Annotated in this window: 22 protein-coding genes; 15 read left to right on the forward strand and 7 right to left on the reverse strand. The window is 64.9% G+C overall.

Features of this window, described 5'->3' with window-relative positions; genetic code table 11:
* Positions 1 to 33: 33 nt before the first annotated feature.
* Both ypfJ and FBZ93_RS40640 read right to left on the reverse strand, forming a co-directional pair.
* Positions 34 to 972 (reverse strand): KPN_02809 family neutral zinc metallopeptidase, encoded by a 939-nt coding sequence (gene ypfJ / locus FBZ93_RS17635; RefSeq protein ID WP_074130872.1) that lies wholly within the window; start codon positions 970 to 972, stop codon positions 34 to 36.
* Between the two features lie 96 nt (positions 973 to 1,068).
* Entirely contained in the window at positions 1,069 to 1,245 is a 177-nt protein-coding gene (locus tag FBZ93_RS40640; RefSeq protein ID WP_167529087.1) for a hypothetical protein, read from the reverse strand.
* 108 nt (positions 1,246 to 1,353) lie between these two features.
* Between FBZ93_RS40640 and FBZ93_RS17640 the strand changes: the two genes are divergently transcribed.
* The 3 genes from FBZ93_RS17640 to FBZ93_RS17650 all read left to right on the forward strand — a co-directional run bounded on the left by FBZ93_RS17640 (position 1,354) and on the right by FBZ93_RS17650 (position 3,935).
* Entirely contained in the window at positions 1,354 to 2,487 is a 1,134-nt protein-coding gene (locus FBZ93_RS17640; RefSeq protein WP_146987167.1) for a site-specific DNA-methyltransferase, read from the forward strand.
* A gap of 299 nt (positions 2,488 to 2,786) precedes the next feature.
* A complete protein-coding gene (locus tag FBZ93_RS17645) occupies positions 2,787 to 3,113 on the forward strand; it encodes a hypothetical protein (RefSeq protein ID WP_146987168.1) in 327 nt (108 codons plus the stop codon).
* 135 nt (positions 3,114 to 3,248) lie between these two features.
* On the forward strand, positions 3,249 to 3,935 hold the full coding sequence (locus tag FBZ93_RS17650; protein WP_146987169.1) for a glutathione S-transferase family protein: 687 nt from the start codon (positions 3,249 to 3,251) through the stop codon (positions 3,933 to 3,935).
* A 75-nt stretch (positions 3,936 to 4,010) separates the two neighbouring features.
* Here FBZ93_RS17650 and FBZ93_RS17655 read toward each other — a convergent pair whose 3' ends face one another.
* Positions 4,011 to 4,433, reverse strand: coding sequence for a nuclear transport factor 2 family protein (locus FBZ93_RS17655; RefSeq protein ID WP_146987170.1), 423 nt, complete (start codon positions 4,431 to 4,433; stop codon positions 4,011 to 4,013).
* Positions 4,434 to 4,584: 151 nt separating this feature from the next.
* Between FBZ93_RS17655 and FBZ93_RS17660 the strand changes: the two genes are divergently transcribed.
* A complete protein-coding gene (locus FBZ93_RS17660; protein WP_146987435.1) occupies positions 4,585 to 5,499 on the forward strand; it encodes a LysR family transcriptional regulator in 915 nt (304 codons plus the stop codon).
* 157 nt (positions 5,500 to 5,656) lie between these two features.
* Here the strand turns inward: FBZ93_RS17660 and FBZ93_RS17665 are convergent, their stop codons facing one another.
* On the reverse strand, positions 5,657 to 6,277 hold the full coding sequence (locus FBZ93_RS17665; protein WP_146987171.1) for a glutathione S-transferase family protein: 621 nt from the start codon (positions 6,275 to 6,277) through the stop codon (positions 5,657 to 5,659).
* A gap of 174 nt (positions 6,278 to 6,451) precedes the next feature.
* Here FBZ93_RS17665 and FBZ93_RS17670 point away from each other — a divergent pair, with 174 nt between their 5' ends.
* Complete coding sequence (locus FBZ93_RS17670; protein WP_146987172.1) at positions 6,452 to 7,717, forward strand: flavin-dependent oxidoreductase; 1,266 nt, start codon at positions 6,452 to 6,454, stop codon at positions 7,715 to 7,717.
* A gap of 167 nt (positions 7,718 to 7,884) precedes the next feature.
* On the opposite strand, the gene FBZ93_RS17675 is transcribed toward FBZ93_RS17670, so the two are convergent.
* A complete protein-coding gene (locus FBZ93_RS17675; protein ID WP_146987173.1) occupies positions 7,885 to 8,304 on the reverse strand; it encodes a PaaI family thioesterase in 420 nt (139 codons plus the stop codon).
* Between the two features lie 91 nt (positions 8,305 to 8,395).
* Positions 8,396 to 9,487: an A/G-specific adenine glycosylase gene (mutY, locus tag FBZ93_RS17680; protein ID WP_146987174.1), complete on the reverse strand. Its 1,092-nt coding sequence runs from the start codon at positions 9,485 to 9,487 to the stop codon at positions 8,396 to 8,398.
* A 75-nt stretch (positions 9,488 to 9,562) separates the two neighbouring features.
* Here mutY and FBZ93_RS17685 point away from each other — a divergent pair, with 75 nt between their 5' ends.
* From FBZ93_RS17685 to FBZ93_RS17710, 6 genes are all read left to right on the forward strand, one after another.
* Positions 9,563 to 9,847 carry a type II toxin-antitoxin system RelE/ParE family toxin gene (locus FBZ93_RS17685; RefSeq protein WP_146987175.1) on the forward strand — a complete coding sequence of 95 codons (285 nt, stop codon included), beginning with the start codon at positions 9,563 to 9,565 and terminating at the stop codon, positions 9,845 to 9,847.
* Positions 9,819 to 10,142, forward strand: coding sequence for a HigA family addiction module antitoxin (locus FBZ93_RS17690; RefSeq protein ID WP_021076039.1), 324 nt, complete (start codon positions 9,819 to 9,821; stop codon positions 10,140 to 10,142). Before FBZ93_RS17685 ends, FBZ93_RS17690 begins: the two co-directional genes overlap by 29 nt.
* Before the next feature lie 31 nt (positions 10,143 to 10,173).
* On the forward strand, positions 10,174 to 10,653 hold the full coding sequence (locus FBZ93_RS17695; RefSeq protein ID WP_146987176.1) for a DUF721 domain-containing protein: 480 nt from the start codon (positions 10,174 to 10,176) through the stop codon (positions 10,651 to 10,653).
* A 123-nt stretch (positions 10,654 to 10,776) separates the two neighbouring features.
* Positions 10,777 to 11,433 (forward strand): DsbA family protein, encoded by a 657-nt coding sequence (locus FBZ93_RS17700; protein ID WP_074132364.1) that lies wholly within the window; start codon positions 10,777 to 10,779, stop codon positions 11,431 to 11,433.
* A gap of 334 nt (positions 11,434 to 11,767) precedes the next feature.
* The gene (gene smc / locus FBZ93_RS17705) at positions 11,768 to 15,232 is read left to right on the forward strand and encodes a chromosome segregation protein SMC (protein WP_146987177.1); all 3,465 of its coding nucleotides are present in this window, start codon (positions 11,768 to 11,770) and stop codon (positions 15,230 to 15,232) included.
* Positions 15,233 to 15,387: 155 nt separating this feature from the next.
* Positions 15,388 to 16,356, forward strand: coding sequence for a small ribosomal subunit Rsm22 family protein (locus tag FBZ93_RS17710; protein WP_146987178.1), 969 nt, complete (start codon positions 15,388 to 15,390; stop codon positions 16,354 to 16,356).
* Between the two features lie 271 nt (positions 16,357 to 16,627).
* Here the strand turns inward: FBZ93_RS17710 and FBZ93_RS17715 are convergent, their stop codons facing one another.
* Positions 16,628 to 17,338, reverse strand: a complete 711-nt coding sequence (locus FBZ93_RS17715; protein WP_146987179.1) for a hypothetical protein — start codon at positions 17,336 to 17,338, stop codon at positions 16,628 to 16,630.
* Between the two features lie 343 nt (positions 17,339 to 17,681).
* Here FBZ93_RS17715 and FBZ93_RS17720 point away from each other — a divergent pair, with 343 nt between their 5' ends.
* From FBZ93_RS17720 to FBZ93_RS17735, 4 genes are all read left to right on the forward strand, one after another.
* Entirely contained in the window at positions 17,682 to 18,242 is a 561-nt protein-coding gene (locus FBZ93_RS17720; RefSeq protein ID WP_050627216.1) for a LemA family protein, read from the forward strand.
* A 147-nt stretch (positions 18,243 to 18,389) separates the two neighbouring features.
* Positions 18,390 to 19,655, forward strand: coding sequence for a M48 family metallopeptidase (locus tag FBZ93_RS17725; RefSeq protein WP_146987180.1), 1,266 nt, complete (start codon positions 18,390 to 18,392; stop codon positions 19,653 to 19,655).
* 224 nt (positions 19,656 to 19,879) lie between these two features.
* Complete coding sequence (locus tag FBZ93_RS17730; RefSeq protein WP_146987181.1) at positions 19,880 to 20,623, forward strand: hypothetical protein; 744 nt, start codon at positions 19,880 to 19,882, stop codon at positions 20,621 to 20,623.
* An 82-nt stretch (positions 20,624 to 20,705) separates the two neighbouring features.
* Positions 20,706 to 21,374 (forward strand): hypothetical protein, encoded by a 669-nt coding sequence (locus tag FBZ93_RS17735; protein ID WP_146987182.1) that lies wholly within the window; start codon positions 20,706 to 20,708, stop codon positions 21,372 to 21,374.
* Positions 21,375 to 21,477: the final 103 nt, after the last annotated feature.

A 21,477-nucleotide genomic window follows, 5' to 3' on the forward strand; every position in this document is an offset into this window, starting at 1 on the left:
TATATGTCGCGCCACCGAAAGCCCCGCCTAGAGCTACCCGCCGCCGAACGTGTTGCAGGCCTGCACGGTGCCCTGCTGGTAGCCGGTCATGAACCATTGCTTGCGCTGAGCGGCGGAGCCGTGTGTAAAGGAATCCGGTACCACCCGGCCCGTCGCTTGCCGTTGCAGCGTGTCGTCGCCGATCGCGTTCGCGGTGGTCAGCGCGGCGTCGATATCGCCGGCCTCGAGGAAGCCCGGCCGCTTCTTCTCCTCGCGATTGACCCAGACGCCGGAGAGACAGTCGGCCTGCAACTCGACCTTGACCTGCAGCGCGTTGGCCTCGGCCTTGCTGCCGGCCTGCTGCTGCAGCCGGTTCACGCGCGGGATGATGCCGAGCAGGTTCTGGATGTGATGGCCGGCCTCATGCGCGATGATGTAGGCCGCGGTGAACTTGCAGGCGTTGCCGGAGCAGCCGCGGAAGCGTGTCTCGACCTCGCGGAAGAAGCCGGTGTCGAGGAAGATGGTCTTGTCCGGCGGACAGTAGAACGGTCCCATCGCCGACTGCGCCATGCCGCAGCGGCCGCCATTGGTGGCGTTGCGGAACAGCACGATCTTCGGACCGGTATAGCTCTGGCCGCTCGCCTTGAAGATCTCGCTCCAGCGATCGTCGATCTCACCGAGGATGCCGGATATCATGCTGCCCATCTCGTCGGTCGGGGCACCGCGCTTGGCCTGCCCGCCCGACGCCTGCCGGTCGGTCTGATAGGTCGGCGCCTGGCCGCCGCCGGTGAGAATCTCGGCGCCGCCGATCAGGATGCGCGGGTCGATGCCGAAGGCATAGCCGAGCAAGCCGAGCACAATGATGGTGCCGATGCCGAGCCCGCCACCGCCGCCCATCGGAATCCCGAAGCCGCCACCGCCGCCTCCACCCATCCCGCCTTCGTCGCGACGGTCTTCGATGTCGTCGCTGCGACGGAAATCATCATAGCGCATGGCGGCTTCCCTTCATTCCAGTCGGCGACCCAATGCGGGACACACCAACTTAAAATTTCCATTCTGTTAATCAATATCCTGCCCGGCAAAAATTGCCTAGCCCGTTGCACGCGCATCCTTTGCGCCGCGAACACTGCAAGCGCCGGCCGATTTACCGGCCGAATCGTGCCGGTTTGATGATCCGTAAAATTTTTCGCAGAACGCGCTGATGTTGCAGCACAACGCCGACGCCAATGCGCCACGTCGTTCGAAAGCTGCTGCAATCTTTTGCATGAACATTTCCAATTAAGTCGATTTTTACTTTGCCGGGTCAATGTGGCGCCAGTCGGTTGTTTAGTCCCGCGTCGCCGACAGCGTCGCCTGAGTCAGAGTTCTTGAGTCATGGTAGTGTCGCGTCGCGGGGCGTCTGCAAGGGCGCCCCGCACTAAATTTGAGAGTGCCCCGTCGAGCCACATCGTCATTGGCGATTGCGTGGCCGAATTGTCGAAGCTTCAGGCCGGCTCGGTCGACCTGGTCTTCGCCGATCCTCCCTACAATCTGCAGCTCAAGGGCGATCTCAAGCGTCCCGACGAATCGCATGTCGATGCCGTCGACGACGACTGGGACAAGTTCTCGTCGTTCGCTGCCTATGACGATTTCACCCGCGCTTGGCTGCTCGCCTGCCGCCGCGTGATGAAGCCGTCGGCAACGCTGTGGGTGATCGGCTCCTATCACAACATCTTCCGCGTCGGCGCGATCATGCAGGACCTCGGCTTCTGGCTCCTGAACGACATCGTGTGGCGCAAGTCCAATCCGATGCCGAACTTCCGCGGCCGCCGCTTCACCAACGCGCACGAAACCATGATCTGGGCCGCGCGCGACGAGAAGGCCAAGGGCTACACCTTCAACTATGAAGCGCTGAAGGCGTCCAACGAGGACGTGCAGGCGCGCTCCGACTGGCTGATCCCGCTGTGCACCGGCGAGGAGCGCCTCAAGGGCGACGACGGCAAGAAGGTTCATCCGACGCAGAAGCCCGAGCAGCTGCTCGCCCGCGTGCTGCTGTCGTCGTCGAAGCCCGGCGATCTCGTGATCGATCCGTTCAACGGCACCGGCACCACCGGCGCCGTCGCCAAGCGCCTCGGCCGCAACTATATCGGCTTCGAACGCGACCGGACCTATGCCGCCGCAGCCGAAGCCCGCATCGCCGCGGTCGAGCCGCTGCCGGAAGCAACGCTGGCGCCGTTCATGACCGCACGCGAGGCCCCTCGCGTCGCGTTCTCCGAACTGATCGAGCGCGGCATGATCGTGCCCGGCGCAAAGCTGGTCGACGCCAAGAAGCGCCACGGCGCATTGGTGCGCGCCGACGGCGCCATCATGCTCGGCGACAAGGTCGGCTCGATCCACCGCATCGGCGCGGTCGCGCAGGGCTCCGGCGCCTGCAACGGCTGGACCTTCTGGCACGTCGAGACCAAGACCGGCCTGCGCCTGATCGACGAGCTGCGCGCCGAGATCCGCTCCGAGATGGCGGTGGGCTGAGCGGGCCGCATTGCCGCTCAGTAGGATGGGTAGAGCGAAGCGAAACCCATCACTTTCTCGCCGTGTGATCGATGGGTATCGCTTCGCTCCACCCATCCTACGGTTCTGAGACCTGGGCCGACTTATCCTCATCCGTCATTCCGGGCTCGCCGCTTCGCGGCGCCCTCAGATGCGCAATTGCGCATCGGGGAATGACGGTGGAGAACAATGACGCCGTCTTGAACGCGGGCCGCCTTGTTGCGCCACGGCGGCGGGCTTACACTCACCTCCGTCACTTGCCGTTTCGATTGGTCGCCCCGATGCGAAGACAATCCGAGACCCTGCTGCTGGTGCCGCTGCTGCCGATCTTCCTGCTCGGCATGTTTCCGATGCTGCTGATCGGCCTGCTCGGATTCTTCGGTCTGATCATCTTCGGCATCCTGCTGGTCTGCGTCGGGCTGACGCTCGCCCTCGAGGCGCATGGCGAATTCAACGAGGAGATCATCGTGCACGGCTTTGCCCGCGGCTCCGAGCGGGCGACGCAGCTTTCACACCTGCATGCCGCGACCCGCTCCGCCGTCCTGCTGGACCTCGCGGGAATTGCGCTGATCGCCGCGGGTATCCTTGGCTTCTTCTGGGCCGGCTGACCAGCGCGGCACGCGACCCTGATTCACAAACTCGTCGCTTGCGCGTTGCGGCGAAATTTGCGCAAGAGGGACCCGTCTGCGGCCTTCCCCGCCGCGTCCCGTCTCGCCGGTCGCAAGAACCAAGGGAGTCACTTCATGATCAAATTCTATTTCAATGGCGCGCCGAATCCGAACAAGATCGCACTGTTCCTGGAAGAATCCGGCCTGCCGTTCGAGGCGATCCCGGTCGACACCCGCAAGGGCGAGCAGTTCGCGCCTGATTACCTGAAGGTCAATCCGAACGGCAAGGTGCCGGCGATCGACGATGACGGCGTGCTGGTGTTCGATAGCAACGCGATCCTGCTTTACCTCGCCGAGGAGCACGGCAAGTTCCTGCCCGCCAACACGCCGGCGAACCGCGCCGCGACGCTGTCCTGGCTGATGTTCATCGCGACCGGCCTCGGGCCGTATTCCGGCCAGGCCGTGCACTTCAAGCATTTCGCGCCGAAGGACCTCGACTACGCCAACAACCGCTATCAGTACGAGGCGCACCGCCACTACAAGATCCTCGACGATCACCTGGCGAAATCCCGCTACATGGTCGGCGACAGCTACACGATCGTCGACATGGCGTTCTGGGGCTGGGCGCGGATGGCGCCGTTCATTCTCGGCGAGGAAGGCTACGCGAAGTATCCGAACGTGAAACGGCTGGTCGACGAGATCTCGGCGCGGCCGGCGGCGGCGCGCGCGATCGCGCTAAAGGACAAGCACACCTTCAAGGCCGAGATGGACGACGCGGCCCGCGACATCATGTTCGGCCACATCAAGAACAAGGTGGCATAAGCCGATCGATACGACAGCAAGACGGCGCCCTCGCGGGCGCCGTTTTCATTTGTGTGGCCTACTTGCGGCGCGTGGCTATGCCGGAAACGCGCCGAGCGCTTTCTCGGTCAGGACCGAGTCGCAATATTCCCGCACCTCCTTGATCCGGCCGTCGTCGAAGCGGAACACCAGGCAATAGTCGTTGTCGTAGCGCTGACCTTCCTTGGTGAGGTTGTTGCCCTTGGCCTCGACCACGACGATGTCGCCGTCGGCGATGATACGATGCGCGACAGTGCGGCCGCGTTCGACCAGTCTCGAGCGGACATGGCCGTGCAGGTCGGTCATGATCGATTGCTTGCCGGTGAAGGTGCGCGACCAGGAATATTGCCCGGTCACGGTCCAGATCGCGTCATCGGCAAGCGTTGCCATGAACAGCGATTTCTCGCGCACCGCGGGATCGGGACTGCCTGCGATCACGAACATCTCCTGCACCAGTTTCTTGTTGTCGGCTGCGCTCATGGCGCGTCTCCTTGCGATGGGTTGGCTCTGATCTCAGGCGCTCCTGCGCGCGAACCGCGGTTCGCGACGCGTGAGAACGCCTTGCCTCCTGACCATGCGGCGCCGACACGCATTCTTCCAATCGATAGGCGATATGATATATATTCACCTGATGAATTTGAATTCGCTTGACCTCAATCTGCTTGTCGCGCTCGACTCCCTGCTGCGCGAAGCCAATGTCAGCCGCGCCGCGATGCGGCTCAATCTGTCGCAGCCGGCGACCAGCCACGCGCTGCAGCGGCTGCGCGACCTGATCGGCGACCCGCTGCTGGTGCGCAACGGCGCGCGCATGGAGCTGACGCCGCGGGCGCAGGCGCTGCGTTCGCCGCTGGCGCAGGCGCTCGACCAGGTGCGCACGCTGTTCATCTCCGACGATTTCGATGCGGCGCGCAGCGAGCGGCATTTCCGCCTGATGATGCCCGACCTCGCGGTCGAGCTGTTGATGCCGTCGCTGATGGAGAAGGTGACGCGGCTGGCGCCGAACATCACCATCGACGTGGTGCCGTGGCGGGGACCCGCGATCTTCACGGCGGAATTCGCCCGCACCATCGATCTCGTGATCTCGATCGGCGACTCCTTCAAGGGCTTTCACCGTCAGCGGCTCTACACCGACAGCGATGCGCTCGCGGTGCGCCGCGGCCATCCCGCCGGTACGCGGCTGAAGAAGCGCGAGGCATTCCTCGCCGCACGTCATGTTGCCGTGATCATCCGCGGCCAGAACGAGGATCTGATCGACACATGGCTGCGCGGCAAGGGCATCGAGCGGCGGATCGCGCTGGTGGTGCCGGGCTATATCGAGGCGCTGCACGTCACCGCGCGCACCGACCTCGTCGCCTTCGTGCCGCGCCGGCTGATCTCGGCGCTGTCGAAGCAGCTCTCGCTGGTGACGGTGACGCCGCCGCTCGATCCCGGGATCGACGAGCAGCACATGTTCTACCCGACGCGGGCGCAGATGGATCCGGGCTCGATCTGGCTGCGCAAGCTGATGCTGGAGACCGGACGGGAGCTGGAGACGGGGAAGGCGTAACGGCACGCTCTATCCACACGTCGTCCCGGCGAAGGCCGGGACCCATAACCACAGTTGTGAATTGGGGATTGAAGGGCTGTGGCCCCAGCGTCGCACCACAGGCGAGATTTGTGGTTATGGGTCCCGGCCTGCGCCGGGACGACAGCGAATTTGTTGCTTACGCCCTCTGCTCCGCCAGCACCTTCTGCACCGCCGGCCGCTGCTCCATCGCCGCGCGATGCGCCTTCACCTTGGGCAGCGTCGCAACGTCGACGCCGTCGCCGTCGAGCCAGAGCGTGAGCGTATAGAGATAGGCGTCGGCCACCGTGTAGCTGTCGCCCATCACCCACGGTCCCGCGAGCATGTCGCGCTCGATCAGGTTGAAGCAGGCGCCCATGGTCTTCGGGATCATCGTCTTCATGTCGGCGAACGAACTCTCCTGCGTCGCCCAGCGTGCGCCGCGCATCTTGTGGGCGTGGCAGACATGCACCGTCGAGCAGAGATAGGAATTGAAGGACTGCAGCCTGGCGAATGCGAAGGCATCGTCGAGCGGCGCGAGCTTCGCCTGCGGATAGGTCTGCGCAATGTAGGCCAGCATCGCCGGGGTCTCGGTCAGCACGCCACGATCAGTCACCAGCGTGGGCACGCGTCCCTTGGGGTTGATCTTGAGATATTCCGGGCTGTTCTGCTGGTTGACCTTGAAGTCAAGCCGCTCGACCGTATAGGGCGCGCCGGCTTCGGCCAGCGCGATGTGGGAGGCGAGCGCACAGGTGCCGGGGGCGGTATAGAGCTTGAGCATATCGTTGTCCTCTGCGGGCCTTGTCGGTTCGTGGCGAACCCGGCCCTTACCTTTTTATGGGATGCGGCGGACGTTAGCGGCAGCCTCCCTTGCCGTCCACCCCGCGCGCCGCCGCGGACCTTGCCCGCGGCGCCGCCGCCGTGCGATGACCATGGCCGATCGAGAGGGCTTTTCATGACTGTGCTTATTGCAGGTGGCGGAATTGGCGGACTGACGCTGGCGCTCAGCCTGCACCAGATCGGGGTGCCCTGCCGCGTGTTCGAGAGCGTGCCCGAGCTGAAGCCGCTCGGCGTCGGCATCAACGTGCTGCCGCATGCGGTGCGCGAACTGATCGAGCTCGGCCTGCACGATGTGCTCGACGCATCGGCGGTGCGCACCCGCGAGCTCGCCTATTTCTCCAAGCACGGCAAGCCGATCTGGAGCGAGCCGCGCGGGCTCGAGGCCGGCTACAAATGGCCGCAATTCTCGATCCATCGCGGCCGCCTGCAACAGCTGCTGCTCGATGCCGCGACCGCACGGCTGGGAGCTGCGAACATCCTGACCAGCCATCACCTCACCGGCTGGACCGAGACCGCGGACGGCGTCCGCGCCGACTTCATCGACCGCGCCACCGGCAAGCCGGCGGGCAGCTATGACGGCGCGGTGCTGATCGCCGCCGACGGCATCCATTCGGCGGTGCGCGAGAAGCTCTATCCGAAGGAAGGGCCGCCGATCTGGAACGGCCGCATCCTGTGGCGCGGCATCACCCGCGGCAACGCCTTCCTGACCGGGCGCACCATGATCATGGCCGGCCACGAGACGTTGAAATTCGTCTGCTATCCGATCTCGAAGGAAGCCGGCGCCGACGGCAAGTTCGACATCAACTGGGTCGCCGAGCGCCACATGCCGCCGACCTATCAATGGCGCCGCGAGGACTATAACCGCACCGCAAAGCTCGACGAGTTCCTGCCGTGGTTCGAGAGCTGGAATTTCGACTGGCTCGACGTGCCGGGCCTGATCCGGAATTGCCCGCATGCCTATGAATATCCGCTGGTCGATCGCGATCCGATCCCGCAATGGACCTTCGGTCGCGTCACGCTGATGGGCGACGCCGCGCATCCGATGTACCCGATCGGCTCCAACGGCGCTTCGCAGGCGATTTTGGATGCGCGCACGCTGACGCGCGAAATCCTGGCGCATGGCGCAACGCAGACCGCGCTCGCGGCCTATGAGGCCGAACGGCGACCCGCAACGACCGACCTCGTGATGCTGAACCGCCGCAACGGTCCGGAACAGGTGATGCAGCTGGTCGAGGAGCGCGCGCCTGATGGCTTCAAGCTCGTCACCGAGGTGCTATCGCAGCAGGAGCTGGAAGACATCGCCGCCAACTACAAGCGCGTCGCCGGCTTCCAGGTCGAGGGGCTGAATGCCAAGCCGCCGATCGTGCAGCGGCCAGGGTAGCTTTGCTTAAGCTGCGAAATCTATCCCCGTAGCTGCGAAATCTATCCCCGTCATCCTGAGGTGCGAGCGGAGCGAGCCTCGAAGGATGCACGGCCACAAGCAGGGCCGTCGACCCTTCGAGACGCGCGCTCCTCAGGGTGACGGGACTGCTAGTTGCGCGCGCGCCATCAGCGCAGCGCCCGTGTCGCCTCCACCAGGCGGATGCTACTGCTCGCCGTCGCGAGCAGCGTGCCGTCCGCGGCGGTCAGCCGGCCCTCGACAAAGGCGATGGTCTTGCCGAGCTGTGTCACCGTCGCCTCGCCGGTGATCGGTCCGGGCTTGGCGGGTGCCAGAAAGTTCACGGTCATCGAGATCGTCGTGGTGAAGAGCCTGCCCTCGGTCATCACGAACACCGCCGGCCCCATCGTGTCGTCGAGCATCGCCGAGAGCATGCCGCCCTGGATGAAGCCAGCCGGATTGCAGAAATCCTGCTTGCCGTCGAAGGCCATCTTGATCCAGCCCTCCTGCGGGCGTGCATCGACAAGCTGCCAGCCGAGCAGTTTTGCGACACGCGGCATCGGAATTTGGTCAAGCGCGGTTGCGATCATGGCGGCCCTCCATTGTGCCTGCCGTGATAGCCGACCGCTGCTGCCAGCATGGTGTCAGCAGGTCGTCACCTTCTAGAGATCCAGCCCGCTTCTAGAGATCGAGCCCGTGCGCGATGACCTTGCGCATCACGTTGGGAAACGCCTCGCCGTCCAGCGTCTCGACCGGCACCCAGCGCATGCCATCAGGCGCGCGGGTCCGCGACGCAACGCTCGCGCTGTAGACGACGAGTTCGAGCGGGAAATGCGTGAACACATGCGTGACGACGCCGGCCTTGCGGTGCCAGCGCCCGACGCCCTTGAGTTCCGGCGCCTGTGCAAGTGCGGCAGCATCCTCCAGTCCGGCCTGCCATTGCGATCCCGGCACCTCGGTCATGCCGCCGAGCAGGCCCTTTTCCGGGCGCGAGCGCACCAGGAGTTCGCCGCCGCGCGTCACCACGAAGGCGGCGCCGCGGCGCAACACGCCGCTCTTCTTCGGCGCCTTGCGCGGGAAGGTTTCCTGATCGCCCCGGATGCGGCCTGCGCAATCGTCATTCAGCGGACATAATGCGCAGGCCGGCTTCTTCGGCGTGCAGATCGTGGCGCCGATATCCATCAGCGCCTGCGCACTGTCGCCGGCGCGAGCCGGGCCGAGCAATGTTGTCGCCATCTCCTTGATCAGCGGCTTGGCCTGCGGCAGCGCCTCCTCGATGGCGTAGAGCCGGGTGACCACGCGCTCGATATTGCCGTCGACCGGCATGGTGCGGCGGTCGAACGCGATCGCGGCGATCGCCGCCGCCGTGTACGGCCCAATGCCGGGCAACGCGCGCAGGCCCTCCTCGGTGTCCGGAAAGACCCCGCCATGGTCGCCCGTCACCGCGACCGCGCAGGCGTGCAGGTTGCGCGCCCGCGAATAATAGCCGAGCCCGGCCCACATTCTCAGCACGTCGTCGAGCGAGGCGCGGCCGAGCAGGGTGACGTCCGGCCAGCGCGCCACGAATTTCTCGAAGTAAGGCCCGACCGCCCGCACCGTGGTCTGCTGCAGCATGATCTCGGACAGCCATACGCGGTACGGATCCGCCCGCTCCCCGGCCTTCGCGCGCCACGGCAGCGTCCGGCGATGCCGGTCATACCAGGCGAGCAGCCGCGCCGGGCGGTCGGGCGCATCCTGTTGCGGTCTTCGCTTGGTCGCTCGTGACTGGGACACGTTTCTTCCTCTGGATTCAGGCTCCACCAACGGCCAATCATTGCAAACTATGACGCAACGCGTTATAGTGCGCACATGATCGAGAGTTTCGCCGATCCCGAGACAGCATTGATCTGGTCGGGCCGGCGCAGCAAGAGATTGCCGCCAGATATCCAGAACGTTGCGCTCAGGAAACTCCGCCTTCTTAATCAAGCCCGCACTTTGAGCGACCTGCGCGTGCCACCCGGTAACCACCTCGAAGCATTGAAGGCTGACCGGCTGGGACAGCATTCGATTCGGATCAACGATCAATGGCGTATCTGCTTTGTATGGGATGAGGGAGGACCGGCACATGTCGAAATCGTCGACTACCACGACTAAGGGCGGGCTGCTCCACAACCCCCATCCCGGCGAGATCCTGCTTGAGGAGTTCCTCAAGCCGATGGGCCTCAGTCAGAACGGGCTGGCGCGGGCCGTTCATGTGGCCCCGCGCCGCATCAATGAGATTGTGCTGGGCAAGCGCGACATCACCGCCGATACCGACCTGCGGCTGGCACGCTATTTTGGCCTATCGGAGGGGTTTTTCCTTGGGCTGCAGATGGACTATGACCTGATGCAACGGCGCCGCGAGATCGACCGCGATCTCAAGGCCATCCGTCCACGCGCGGCGGCCTGATGGCCGCCGGGCACCATGGTATAACCCTCCCATGTCCAAACCCGGCCCGATCAGCGCAAAGCCCCTGTCGATCCTGCTCCGCGACGTCTTCACCGACGCCTATGCCAAGCAGGGCTTTGCCGCGCGCGAACTGGTGACGCGCTGGACCGAGATCGCGGGCGAGCGGATCGCCACCTTTTGCGAGCCGTTGAAGATGCAGTGGCCGCGGCCGGTGGAGGGCCAGCCCCAGGAGCCGGCGACGCTGGTGCTGCGGGTCGAGGGGCCGATGGCACTCGAGATCCAGCACTCCTCCGACGTGATCCTGGAACGAGTCAACCGCTTCTTCGGCTGGCACGCGGTCGGCCGCCTGACGATCCGGCAGGCGCCCCTCTCGCGCCGCAGCCGCCCGGCGCGGCCGCGCCCGCCCGACGCCAAAATCGTGGCCCGGGAGGCGGCAAACCTCGGCGCCGTGGAGGACGACGATCTGCGCGCGGCGCTGGCCCGGCTGGGTGCCTCGATCAAGCGAAATTGACGCTTTTCCGCAGGCCGGCCGCGAGACCCCGGCATTGCCACAATGGCCGTTTCAAGCTAGCGAAGGCTTCTTTTTCGGGACCCCCTTCATTGTGGCGTGAATGCGCCAATCCGGGAGCTGACCTTGATCATCACGCGCCGCGCTTTCACCACCGCTCTCTCGCTGACCGGGCTTGCCGCCCTCGCCGGCCTGTCGCCGCTGCGCCTGATCACGGACGCGTTCGCGCAGACCGCCGCCGAGGTCGCCAAGCCGCAGTCGCTGCCGGACATGGGGCTCGGCCCGCAGGACGCCAAGGTGACCATCGTCGAATACGCCTCGATGACCTGCCCGCACTGCGCCAATTTCAACGAGACCGTGTTCCCGAAGATCAAGTCGACCTACATCGACAGCGGCAAGGTCCGCTACGTGTTCCGCGAATTCCCGCTCGACATCAAGGCCGCCGCCGGCTCGATGCTGGCGCGCTGCATCGCCAAGGATGACGCGCCGAAGTACTTCGCCGTGATCGACCTGCTGTTCCGCCAGCAGAACGACTGGGTGATGAAGAACACCACCGAGACGTTGACCCGGATCGGCAAGCAGGCCGGCCTCAGCCAGCAGCAGGTCGAGGACTGCCTGAAGGATCAGACGCTGCTCGACAAGATCGCCGCCGACCAGAAATACGCCAACGACGTGCTGAAGGTGAACTCGACGCCGACCTTCTTCGTCAATGGCGAGATGCTGAAGGGCGAGACCTCGTTCGAGGAATTCAGCAAGCACATCGATCCGCTGCTGAAGAGCTGATCGCAAACCTTCGAGCCTGACATCGTCGTGCCCGATTTTGAGTCGGGCACGATAATTGTGGATGACTTGCGGTCACTACATGCGGCGATCGCATTATTTCGTTGTTGAAAACCTGATTCGCCCGATGCGAATCTCCGCGGACATGCAGAGGCCATAAAACCCCTGCAAATCCCTTGGGAAAAGCTTGGTCAAGCGGTTGCCCTGACGCGCAGGCATCGCCATTGTCCCCGCTCATGAGAGCTGCACGCAGCTATTCAGCCCAGACACCGACATTGCCATCCATGGTATTGTCACGGCAGGGAGATTCGCGCCCGGCCAAACGAGATTTGTGTACATGAAGCTCACGCGCCTCCGCCTGCACGGTTTCAAGTCGTTCGTTGAACCCACCGATTTCATGATCGAGCCGGGCCTGACCGGCGTCGTCGGACCGAACGGCTGCGGCAAATCCAATCTCGTCGAAGCGCTGCGCTGGGCGATGGGCGAGACTTCGCACAAGTCGCTGCGCGCCGCCGACATGGATGCCGTGATCTTCGCCGGTTCCGGCAACCGTCCGGCGCGCAACCATGCCGAAGTCGTGATGACGATCGACAATTCCGATCGCTCGGCGCCGGCCGCGATGAATGACAGCCAGCTGCTCGAAATCTCCCGCCGCATCGAGCGCGAGGCCGGCTCGGTCTACCGCATCAACGGCCGCGACGTGCGTGCCCGCGACGTGCAGATCCTGTTCGCCGACGCCGCCACCGGCGCGCGTTCGCCGGCGCTGGTCCACCAGGGCAAGATCGGCGAGATCATCCAGGCCAAGCCCGAGCAGCGCCGCCGCGTGCTCGAAGACGCCGCCGGCGTCGCCGGTCTGCATGCCCGCCGCCACGAGGCGGAACTGCGGCTCAAGGCGGCCGAAACCAACCTCACCCGCGTCGAGGACGTGATCGGCCAGCTCACCGGCCAGATGGAAGGCCTGAAGAAGCAGGCCCGCCAGGCGATTCGCTACCGCGAGGTCGCGGCCAAGGTGCGCAAGTCCGAGGCCATGCTGTTCCATCTGCGCTGGATCGAGGCCAATGCCGACGTCAACGACGCCGCGCGCACCCACGATCTCGCCGTGCGCGAGATGGCCGAGCGCACCCAGCATCAGGCGGAAGCCGCGCGCATCCAGGCGATCCGCGCCACCGAATTGCCCGCGCTGCGCGATGCCGAGGCGCGCGCCGCCGCCGGCCTGCAGCGCCTGACCAACGCGCGCGAGATGCTCGACCGCGAGGAGCAGCGCGCCAAGGAGCGCGTCGGCGAGCTCGATCGCCGCCTCACCCAGTTCGCCCAGGACATCGCGCGCGAGCAGCAGCAGACCTCGGACGCCGACATCGCGTTGCAGCGGCTCGACACCGAAGACGCCGAGCTGAAGGAAGAGATCAAGTCGCGCGTCGAGAAGCGCTCCGGCGTCGACGAGCGCGTCTCGGAGGCCGAAGAGATCCTGGCCGCGACCGAGCGCCAGTTCTCGGAGCTGACCACGCAACTCGCCGACCTCACCGCCAAGCGCAACCAGCTCGAAGCCGGCGTGCGCACCCATCGCGACCGGCTGGCACGGCTCGATCAGGAGATCGCCAACGTCCAGGCCGAGGAGACCAAGCTCGCGCAGGAGACCGGCAATCTCGGCGACATCGACGCGCTCGCCGCCGCCATGGAGATCGCGCAGCAGACGCTCGCCGAATCCGAGGCCGCGGTGCAGGAGAGCGAGGCGCACCACGCTGCCGCACGGCAGACGCTGGAAGCCTCCCGCAATCCGCTCGTTGAGGCCGAGAAGCGCGTGCAGCGGCTCGAGACCGAAGCCCGCACCATCTCCAAGCTGGTCACCAGCGAGACCAAGAATCTGTGGCCGCCGATCATCGACGGCATCACGGTCGCCAAGGGCTATGAAAAGGCGATCGGCGCCGTGCTCGGCGACGACCTCGATGCGCCCGTCGATTCCTCCGCGCCGATGCGCTGGACCAATGTCGGCGAAGCCGCGGGCGATCCTTCGCTGCCTGACGGCGTCGAGCGGCTGGCCGATCACGTCCAGGCGCCGCCGGAACTGGCGCGCCGTCTCGCCCAGATCGGTGTCGTAGCCAAGGAGCGCGGCGCCGCGCTGGTGTCGCAGCTGAAGACCGGCCAGCGGCTGGTGTCGCTCGAAGGCGATGTCTGGCGCTGGGACGGCTTTGTCGCCGACGCGCATGCCCCGACCGGCGCCGCGCGCCGCCTCGCCGAACGCGCCCGCCTGGTCGACATCGAGCATGAGCTGGAACAGGCCCGCATCGACGCCGCCGCCAAGCGCCAGGCGCTGGAGACGGCTGAGGAGGAACTGCGCTCGGCGTCCGCCGCCGAGGGTGCCTCGCGCGAAGCCGTGCGCGCCGCCCGCCGCGAGACCGACGCCGCGCGCGAACGCCATGCCGCGACCGAGCGCGAGATCAACCGCCACGCCGCGCGCAAATCGGCGCTGACCGAGGCGCACAGCCGCGTCGCCGCCGACCGCGCCGAGGCCGAGGCCGCGCATGAAAGCGCGGCCGCCGCGCTCGCCGAGCTGCCGCCGGGTGTCGAGACCGAGGCCCAGCTCGCCGCGGTTCGCGCCGAGATCGACAACCAGCGCCGTGCCGCGGCGCAGGTCCGCGCCGAGGCGCAAGCGCTCGCCCGCGAAGCCGAGCTCGCCGACCGCCGCGTGCAGGCGATCCTTGCCGAACGCAACGAATGGCAGAACCGCAAGACAAGCGCCGCCTCACAGGTCGGGACCATCGAGGCGCGTATTGCCGAGGTGTCGATCGAGCGCGAAGAGCTGGCCAATGCGCCGGAGGTGTTCGCCGAGAAGCGCAGCGCGCTGATCACGGAGATCGAGCACGCCGAGGGCGATCGCCGCATCGCCGCCGACGCGCTCGCGACCGCCGAAGCGGCGATGGCGGAAACCGACCGCGTCGCCAAGGCCACGCTCGAAGCGCTGTCGTCCTCCCGCGAAGCCACAGCGCGCGCCGAAGAGCGCATGGAAGGCACCCGCCGCCGCCTCGCCGATATCGAGCGCGAGATCCACGACATGCTCGAGGTCGAGCCGAGCGCGGTCGTCGGCATGGCCGAGATCGAGCCGGGCCAGGAGCTGCCGCCGGTCGCGCAGGTCGAGGAAGAACTCGAGAAGCTGCGCCGCGACCGCGAGCGGCTCGGCGCCGTCAATCTGCGCGCCGAGGAAGAGCTCAAGGAAGTCGAGACCCAGCACACCGCGCTGACCACCGAGCGCGACGACCTCGTCGAGGCGATCAAGCGGCTGCGCCAGGGCATCCAGAGCCTCAACCGCGAGGCCCGCGAGCGTCTCTTGACCTCGTTTGAGACCGTCAACAACCACTTCAAGCGGCTGTTCACCGAGCTGTTCGGCGGCGGCGAAGCGGCGCTGCACCTGATCGAGAGCGACGATCCGCTCGAGGCCGGCCTCGAGATCATCGCCAAGCCGCCGGGCAAGAAGCCGCAGACCCTGTCGCTGCTCTCGGGCGGCGAGCAGGCGTTGACCGCGCTCTCGCTGATCTTCGCGGTGTTCCTCACCAACCCGTCGCCGATCTGCGTGCTGGACGAAGTCGACGCGCCGCTCGACGACCACAACGTCGAACGGTTCTGCAGCCTGCTGCACGAAATGACCGGCTCGACCGACACGCGCTTCATCATCATCACGCACAATCCGATCACGATGGCGCGGATGAACCGGCTGTTCGGCGTCACCATGGCCGAGCGCGGCGTGTCGCAGCTGGTGTCGGTCGACCTGCAGGGCGCGGTCGACATCCTCGACCAGAACGTGGCGTAGGGCTACGCTCGCGGCCAAACGTCGTCATTGCGAGGAGCTCGGCGACAAAATTGCGAAGCAATTTTGCGCGGAAGCGACGAAGCAATCCATGCCTCAGCAAGCGGCGCTATGGATTGCTTCGCTTCGCTCGCAATGACGAGGGGATGGTACGTCGCATGACCTCACCTGACCTTCCCGCCGAACTGCGCGCCGCCCTCAACGCCCGGCTCGAAGGCCTGTCGCGCAGCGACGCCGCCGGCCGTGCAGCCATCATCTCGCAGACCTATCGCGAAGGCGGCGGCTCCTCGACGATCAAGACCGAGACTGATGCGCTGGCCTACGCCGTGGCGCGGATGCCGGCGACCTATGCCGCCGTTGTGGCGAGCCTCAATGCACTCTCCGAGATCCGGCCGGACTTCGCGCCCGCGAGCCTGCTCGACGTCGGCGCCGGTCCGGGCACCGCGACCTGGGCGGCCGCGGAAGCCTTCTCGTCGTTGCAGGCGTTCACGCTGCTCGATGCCAATGTGGCCCTGCGCACGCTGGCGCTCGACCTCACGCGCCGGAGTGACCGTCTGCGCCGCATCACCTCCTACGAGCTCGGCCAGGCCCGCACCTATGCGGCGCATGCCGAGGCCGCTGACCTCGTGATCGCGAGCTACCTTATCAACGAGCTCAATGATGCCGAGCGCGACGCGCTCACCGATGTCATGTGGGAGAAAACCAGGGATACCCTGCTGGTCGTCGAACCCGGCACGCCCGCGGGATACGCCCGGATCATCGCACTCCGCACACGATTGATCGCCGCCGGCGCGCATGTGATTGCCCCCTGCCCGCATGACGGCGCCTGCCCGCTGGTCGCGCCCGACTGGTGCCATTTCTCGCAGCGCCTGCAGCGCTCGCGCGCGCACAAGCAGGTCAAGGGCGCCGACGCTCCGTTCGAGGATGAGCGCTTCGCCTATGTGGCGCTGAGCCGCGCGCGCGTTGAGGACAGGCCAGCGCGCGTGCTGGCGCAGCCGGATGTCGGCAAGGTCGAGATCGCGGCCAAGCTATGCACGCCCGACGGCATCGTGGTTGCAAAAGTCCCCCGCCGCGCCAAGGCCGATTATGCCCGCGCCCGGCGCTGGCGCTGGGGCGACACGGTTTAGACGGTGGTCACACCGCAACCGCGAGGAAGCCCGGCTTCCCCGATTGGAGGCCCGCCGCAGCCGCGCGCGGCCAAAATATCGAAAACAACCCCATGCAAAGGAGCTGGCGGCTGCCGCCGTTCGACACGGCAACTTGACACGTCGGGCAACTCAGGGATACATTTCCAATATTCCGAAATCGCACAAGTGCCCCCACGCCCGGCGGAGCCAGGTGCAGCCAGTTTTGCCGCAAAACCAGCTCGACATTACTTGAATCGGGCAAGCCTGATTCTCACTGCGGCTCTCTTAGATGCCATTCGCCGTTTCGGCGATCGATAGAGGTTGGAGCGCTTCGTTGGGGCGCTCCCAACGACGAAGCAAGAAGATTGACGCGAGCGTTTCCGTCCCAACCAGTAAATTCATAGAGCCATTTGCCGTCATCAGGAGTGCGATAGTGCCACTCCTTAACAGATGAGCTTGGCTTGCTCGGAACTATGTCCATTCCGTCAGGAGGTCCGGACGGACCCTCACCCGAGGCAACGGATGCCAGCCAGCGCTTATCCGGAGAATAGTGCGGAGGTGCAACGATGCTCGTATCGTCACCCGTGTCAGCCCATACAAGACGGTAACTGACGCCTTCCCAATAATCGATCTCAATCAAAATAAGATCGTGCTCAGGAAAATAACCGATCAGTTGATACTTTACGCAGCCATCAGCGTCAGTGCTCTGGCACTTCGCTTCCTCGTTGAGATAGACCCGTGTCTTCCCATTCCTGAACTTCAACTGTAACCCGGGGCCTATGCGCTGGGCCAGTTCGGCAACCTGCTCCAGACAAGCCTTCTCTGAGCGATCAAGGTCGCCTATGCCATGGTCGCCGATACAACGGCCGTCCTGCGATGGATGATCCGAGAAGGAGTAGGGAACGCCGGCGAATGCTGCCCCGTCGATCAAGAGACATGCCGCCGCTGCCGCAATTACCAACTGTACGAGACGCCTCTTCATTCCAGAGCCCGGGTCATTAGGAGCCGTCGTGATGACAGACAACCTCTTCTGCCGGGGTTAATCGGTTGGTTCAAAGTTGCTCGATCATCGATGTCCGCTCTGGGTCAAAGCTGAAAAAGCTCGCAGCGAGGCAACGGGTCCGCGTACCTTCGAAAGCGGACATCCGAATTTATGAGTACACGCCCTCGGAAACCGATCCGGAGAGCCGCTGAACAACACGACGATGTTGAACCTATCCCGCCCATCCCCGACCAAGACATTGCCCACCTCTTCGCGGCGGGCTGCCCTGCGCCCGATCTTGGGCTACGGTGCCGCCGTCTCGTCCATCAGGAGTTGCCCTGTCATGTCGACCAGCTGGATCGTTATCGGCGTCATCGTCCTTCTCGTGCTGTTTGCATTCGGCGCCTACAACCGCCTCGTCGCGCTCGGCCAGCGGGTCAGCCAGGCCTTTGCCGACATCGACGTGCAGCTCAAGCAGCGCCACGACCTGATCCCGAACCTGGTCGAGACCGTGAAGGGCTACGCCTCCCATGAACGCGGCACGCTCGACGATGTCATCAAGGCACGCAATTCGGCGATGTCGGCGCAGGGTCCGGCGCAGGTCTCGGCGGCGGAGAACCAGCTCTCCGGCGCGCTCGGCCGGCTGATCGCACTCTCCGAAGCCTATCCGGACCTCAAGGCCAACGCCAATTTCCAGCAGCTCGCATCGGAGCTTTCCGATCTCGAGAACAAGATCGCCGCCAGCCGCCGCTTCTTCAACAACGCGGTCCAGGAATACAACACCGGCATCCAGCAGATGCCGGCCGCGCTGTTCGCCGGCATGTTCGGCTTCACCCGCAAGGATTTCTTCGACCTTGGCGCCAGCCGCACCGAAGTCGAGGCGGCACCGAGCGTGAAGTTCTGACGACTTCCTTCGAGATGACGCCCCTTCGGTCATTCCGGGGCGATGCAACGCATCGAACCCGGAATCTCATCTCACTCACTCATCTCGAGATTCCGGGTTCGCGCTTTCAGCGCGCCCCGGAATGACGGTGAGAAGCGGGAGCGCTCCATGGCGGCCTATGGTCTCTACACGCATATCGCATCGAACAAGTTTCGTTCGATGCTGCTGCTTGGCGGCCTGTTCCTGCTGATCTACGTGCTGGTCTATGCCGGCGCGCTGGTCGCGGAGGTGATGATCGATAGCGGCCGCACCGTCGACTATTACCTGACGCGGGCCTCGCGCGACCTGGTGTCGGCGCTGCCATGGGCGACGATCGCGGCGGTGGCCTGGATCGTGATCGCCTATTTCTTCCACCAGAAGATGATCGACGCCGTGACCGGCGGCGAGAGCGTGACGCGGCAGCAGCAGCCGCGGCTTTATAATCTGCTGGAAAATCTCTGCATCTCGCGCGGCATCCCGATGCCGAAGCTGAAGGTGATGGATAGTCCTGCGCTGAATGCGTTCGCGACCGGCCTCAACCCGCGCCAATACGCCATCACGGTTACCACGGGTCTGCTGAAGGCGCTGAACGACCAGGAGATCGAGGCCGTGCTCGGCCACGAGCTCACCCATATCAAGAACGGCGACGTGCAGCTGATGGTGATCGCGGTGATCATCGCCGGCGTGGTCGGCTTCTTCGGGGAGCTGTTCTTCCGTCTGTTCACAAACCTGTCGTGGAACTCGAGCGGCGGCGGAGGCGGCTGGTCGTCGTCGTCATCCTCCTCATCGTCGAGATCTTCCTCGGATCGCGACAGCAAGGGCTCGGGCGGCGGCGCGATCGTCGTGATCATCATCGCGGTCGCATTGATCGTGCTGGCCTGGCTGCTGTCGCAGGTGGTCAAGCTCGCGCTGTCGCGGTCGCGCGAATTTCTCGCCGATGCCGGATCGGTCGAGCTGACCAAGAACCCCGATGCGATGATCTCGGCGCTGCGCAAGATCGAGAACCGCGGCGAGCTGCCGGACGCCACCTCGGCCGTGATGGAACTCTGCGTCGACAATCCGCGCGAGGGCTTTGCCGACCTGTTCGCGACCCATCCGTCGGTGAAGTCCCGGGTCGACGCGCTGGTGAAATATGCCGGCGGTCACGATCCCGGACCGCTGGCGCTGCCGGATGAGACCTTGGACCAGACCGCGACGCAGGACCAACGGACCGCGGCCGGCGAACAACCTCCACCGGTGACCCACGGCCCGTGGGGCGATAAACCGCCTGCACAACCAAACAATCCGCCGCCGCTGCCGGGCACCAGCCCCGCACAGGGACCTTTGGGACCGCTGGGTCCTCTCCAAGGCCCTCTGCGAGGCCCTCTCCAAGGTCCTTGGGGCCGGCACCGCTGATCGCGCCGGCGCTTTGATTTGGGCATGATTTTCCCGGAAAACCGCTGCGCCATTTTCCGGATCGTGCCCTAGCCTACTCAGTCCATTAAGGAATTCCCCACCAAACCGAATGTGGACGCCTTAAGGAATTGAATTCTCCCTCGTTTCTGCCATGTTCGCGCCCAAAGCAGTGTGGGGACTTGCCGGCCGCCATCGCGGTCGGGAGCGCGCTTTAAGGGACTTCCATGGCAAAGCCGGTTGTGATCGTGGTGGGCGCTGACAAGGGCGGGGTCGGCAAGACCACCGTCTCGCGGACGCTCCTGGACTATTTCAGTGCCAACAATGTGCAGACCCGGGCGTTCGACACCGAATCGCCGCGCGGCACGCTGAAGCGCTTCCATCCCGACATCACCGAGATCGTCGACATGACGACGACCGCGGACCAGATGAAGATCTTCGACACGCTGAACTCGGGTCCCGCGGTCACCGTGATCGACGTCCGCGCCGGCCTCTTGTCGCCCGCGCTGGCCTCGCTGCGCGACATCGGCTTCCTCGACGCGGCGCGCTCCGGCCAGATCACCTTCGCCGTGTTCCATATCCTCGGCCCCTCGATCGCCTCGCTGGACGAGATCGCCGAGACCGCCGGCTTCATGGGCGGCGCGAAATATTTCCTGGTGAAGAACTTCATCAACGACACCCAGTTCTTCCAGTGGGACCAGGCGACCTACAATTCCTACTTCCACCGCATCAAGGACGCGACCGACCTCACGATCCCCAAGCTCAACGAAATGGCCTATGAGCAGGTCGAGGTCTCCTCGGTTCCGTTCCTGAAATTCGTGGCCAACAAGCAGATCAACGACGATGCCGCGAACTATTCGTTCGTACTGCGCGGCTATGTCCGGCATTGGCTCGCCAATGTCTGGAGCGAGTTCGACCGGATCAAGCTGACCGACCTGGTCGGCGCCAAGTCGGCCAAGGGCGAAAAATAGTCGAGGCCGGGCAGCGAAAAAGTCGCGCCCGGGGCGGCGATGGGGCTGGATTAGGCGAAAATTTGGATTGATATAGCGGGCAATGTCATCGACGCCCGTCTACATCATCTGCTCGCCCCGCCCGCAGGTCGGCAAGACGCTGATCGCGCGGCTGCTTGCGGAATTCCTGCTGCTCAAGAACGGCGACGTGGTCTGCTACGACATCAACCTGAAGGAGCCGTCGCTGCTCGACTACCTGCCGCGGATCACGGAAACCGCCGACGTGATCGACACCTACGGCAAGATGCAGCTGATGGACCGGGTCATCGTCAATGACGGCATCGCCAAGGTGATCGACCTCGGCTACCACGCCTTCGACGAATTCTTCAAAATGTGCGACGAGATCGGGCTGATGAAGGAGGCGCTGCGCCGCCGCGTCTCACCCGTGATCCTGTATGTCGCCGACACCGACCGCGCCTCGGTGCGCGGCTACCAGACGCTGCAAGGCCTGATCCCGCCGAACGGGCTGATCGTCATCGACAATGAATTCGTGGTGCGCGGCGAGCTGCCGCCGGTCATGACCGCCAGCCGGGTGTTGCGCTTCCGCGCGCTGCCGGTGTTCCTGAAGACCTATATCGACCGGCTGACCTTCTCCTTCACCGGCTATCTGCGCCAGGAGAAGGATTCATCGACCGAGCTGCACCAGTGGATCCGGCGGAATTACACCACGTTCCGCGATCTCGAGCTCAGCATGCTGCTGCAACGGGGATGATTGTCGTCCCGGCCAAGTGAAGCGCGAGCCGGCACCCATAACCACCGTTGAGCGTTTGGCGAAAGCTGGGGCCGCAGCATTTTCCCACAACCAGCATTTGTGG

Source organism: Bradyrhizobium macuxiense (assembly GCF_007993935.1).
GTDB lineage: Bacteria > Pseudomonadota > Alphaproteobacteria > Rhizobiales > Xanthobacteraceae > Bradyrhizobium > Bradyrhizobium macuxiense_A.

What these genes read in the sequence shown, in the direction of transcription:
- ypfJ (WP_074130872.1), bottom strand. Translation starts at nt 972, where the DNA reads ATGCGCTATGATGATTTCCGTCGCAGCGACGACATCGAAGACCGTCGC.
- FBZ93_RS40640 (WP_167529087.1), bottom strand. Translation starts at nt 1,245, where the DNA reads ATGCAAAAGATTGCAGCAGCTTTCGAACGACGTGGCGCATTGGCGTCG.
- FBZ93_RS17640 (WP_146987167.1), top strand. Translation starts at nt 1,354, where the DNA reads ATGGTAGTGTCGCGTCGCGGGGCGTCTGCAAGGGCGCCCCGCACTAAA.
- FBZ93_RS17645 (WP_146987168.1), top strand. Translation starts at nt 2,787, where the DNA reads ATGCGAAGACAATCCGAGACCCTGCTGCTGGTGCCGCTGCTGCCGATC.
- FBZ93_RS17650 (WP_146987169.1), top strand. Translation starts at nt 3,249, where the DNA reads ATGATCAAATTCTATTTCAATGGCGCGCCGAATCCGAACAAGATCGCA.
- FBZ93_RS17655 (WP_146987170.1), bottom strand. Translation starts at nt 4,433, where the DNA reads ATGAGCGCAGCCGACAACAAGAAACTGGTGCAGGAGATGTTCGTGATC.
- FBZ93_RS17660 (WP_146987435.1), top strand. Translation starts at nt 4,585, where the DNA reads ATGAATTTGAATTCGCTTGACCTCAATCTGCTTGTCGCGCTCGACTCC.
- FBZ93_RS17665 (WP_146987171.1), bottom strand. Translation starts at nt 6,277, where the DNA reads ATGCTCAAGCTCTATACCGCCCCCGGCACCTGTGCGCTCGCCTCCCAC.
- FBZ93_RS17670 (WP_146987172.1), top strand. Translation starts at nt 6,452, where the DNA reads ATGACTGTGCTTATTGCAGGTGGCGGAATTGGCGGACTGACGCTGGCG.
- FBZ93_RS17675 (WP_146987173.1), bottom strand. Translation starts at nt 8,304, where the DNA reads ATGATCGCAACCGCGCTTGACCAAATTCCGATGCCGCGTGTCGCAAAA.
- FBZ93_RS17685 (WP_146987175.1), top strand. Translation starts at nt 9,563, where the DNA reads ATGATCGAGAGTTTCGCCGATCCCGAGACAGCATTGATCTGGTCGGGC.
- FBZ93_RS17690 (WP_021076039.1), top strand. Translation starts at nt 9,819, where the DNA reads ATGTCGAAATCGTCGACTACCACGACTAAGGGCGGGCTGCTCCACAAC.
- FBZ93_RS17695 (WP_146987176.1), top strand. Translation starts at nt 10,174, where the DNA reads ATGTCCAAACCCGGCCCGATCAGCGCAAAGCCCCTGTCGATCCTGCTC.
- smc (WP_146987177.1), top strand. Translation starts at nt 11,768, where the DNA reads ATGAAGCTCACGCGCCTCCGCCTGCACGGTTTCAAGTCGTTCGTTGAA.
- FBZ93_RS17710 (WP_146987178.1), top strand. Translation starts at nt 15,388, where the DNA reads ATGACCTCACCTGACCTTCCCGCCGAACTGCGCGCCGCCCTCAACGCC.
- FBZ93_RS17715 (WP_146987179.1), bottom strand. Translation starts at nt 17,338, where the DNA reads ATGAAGAGGCGTCTCGTACAGTTGGTAATTGCGGCAGCGGCGGCATGT.
- FBZ93_RS17720 (WP_050627216.1), top strand. Translation starts at nt 17,682, where the DNA reads ATGTCGACCAGCTGGATCGTTATCGGCGTCATCGTCCTTCTCGTGCTG.
- FBZ93_RS17725 (WP_146987180.1), top strand. Translation starts at nt 18,390, where the DNA reads ATGGCGGCCTATGGTCTCTACACGCATATCGCATCGAACAAGTTTCGT.
- FBZ93_RS17730 (WP_146987181.1), top strand. Translation starts at nt 19,880, where the DNA reads ATGGCAAAGCCGGTTGTGATCGTGGTGGGCGCTGACAAGGGCGGGGTC.
- FBZ93_RS17735 (WP_146987182.1), top strand. Translation starts at nt 20,706, where the DNA reads ATGTCATCGACGCCCGTCTACATCATCTGCTCGCCCCGCCCGCAGGTC.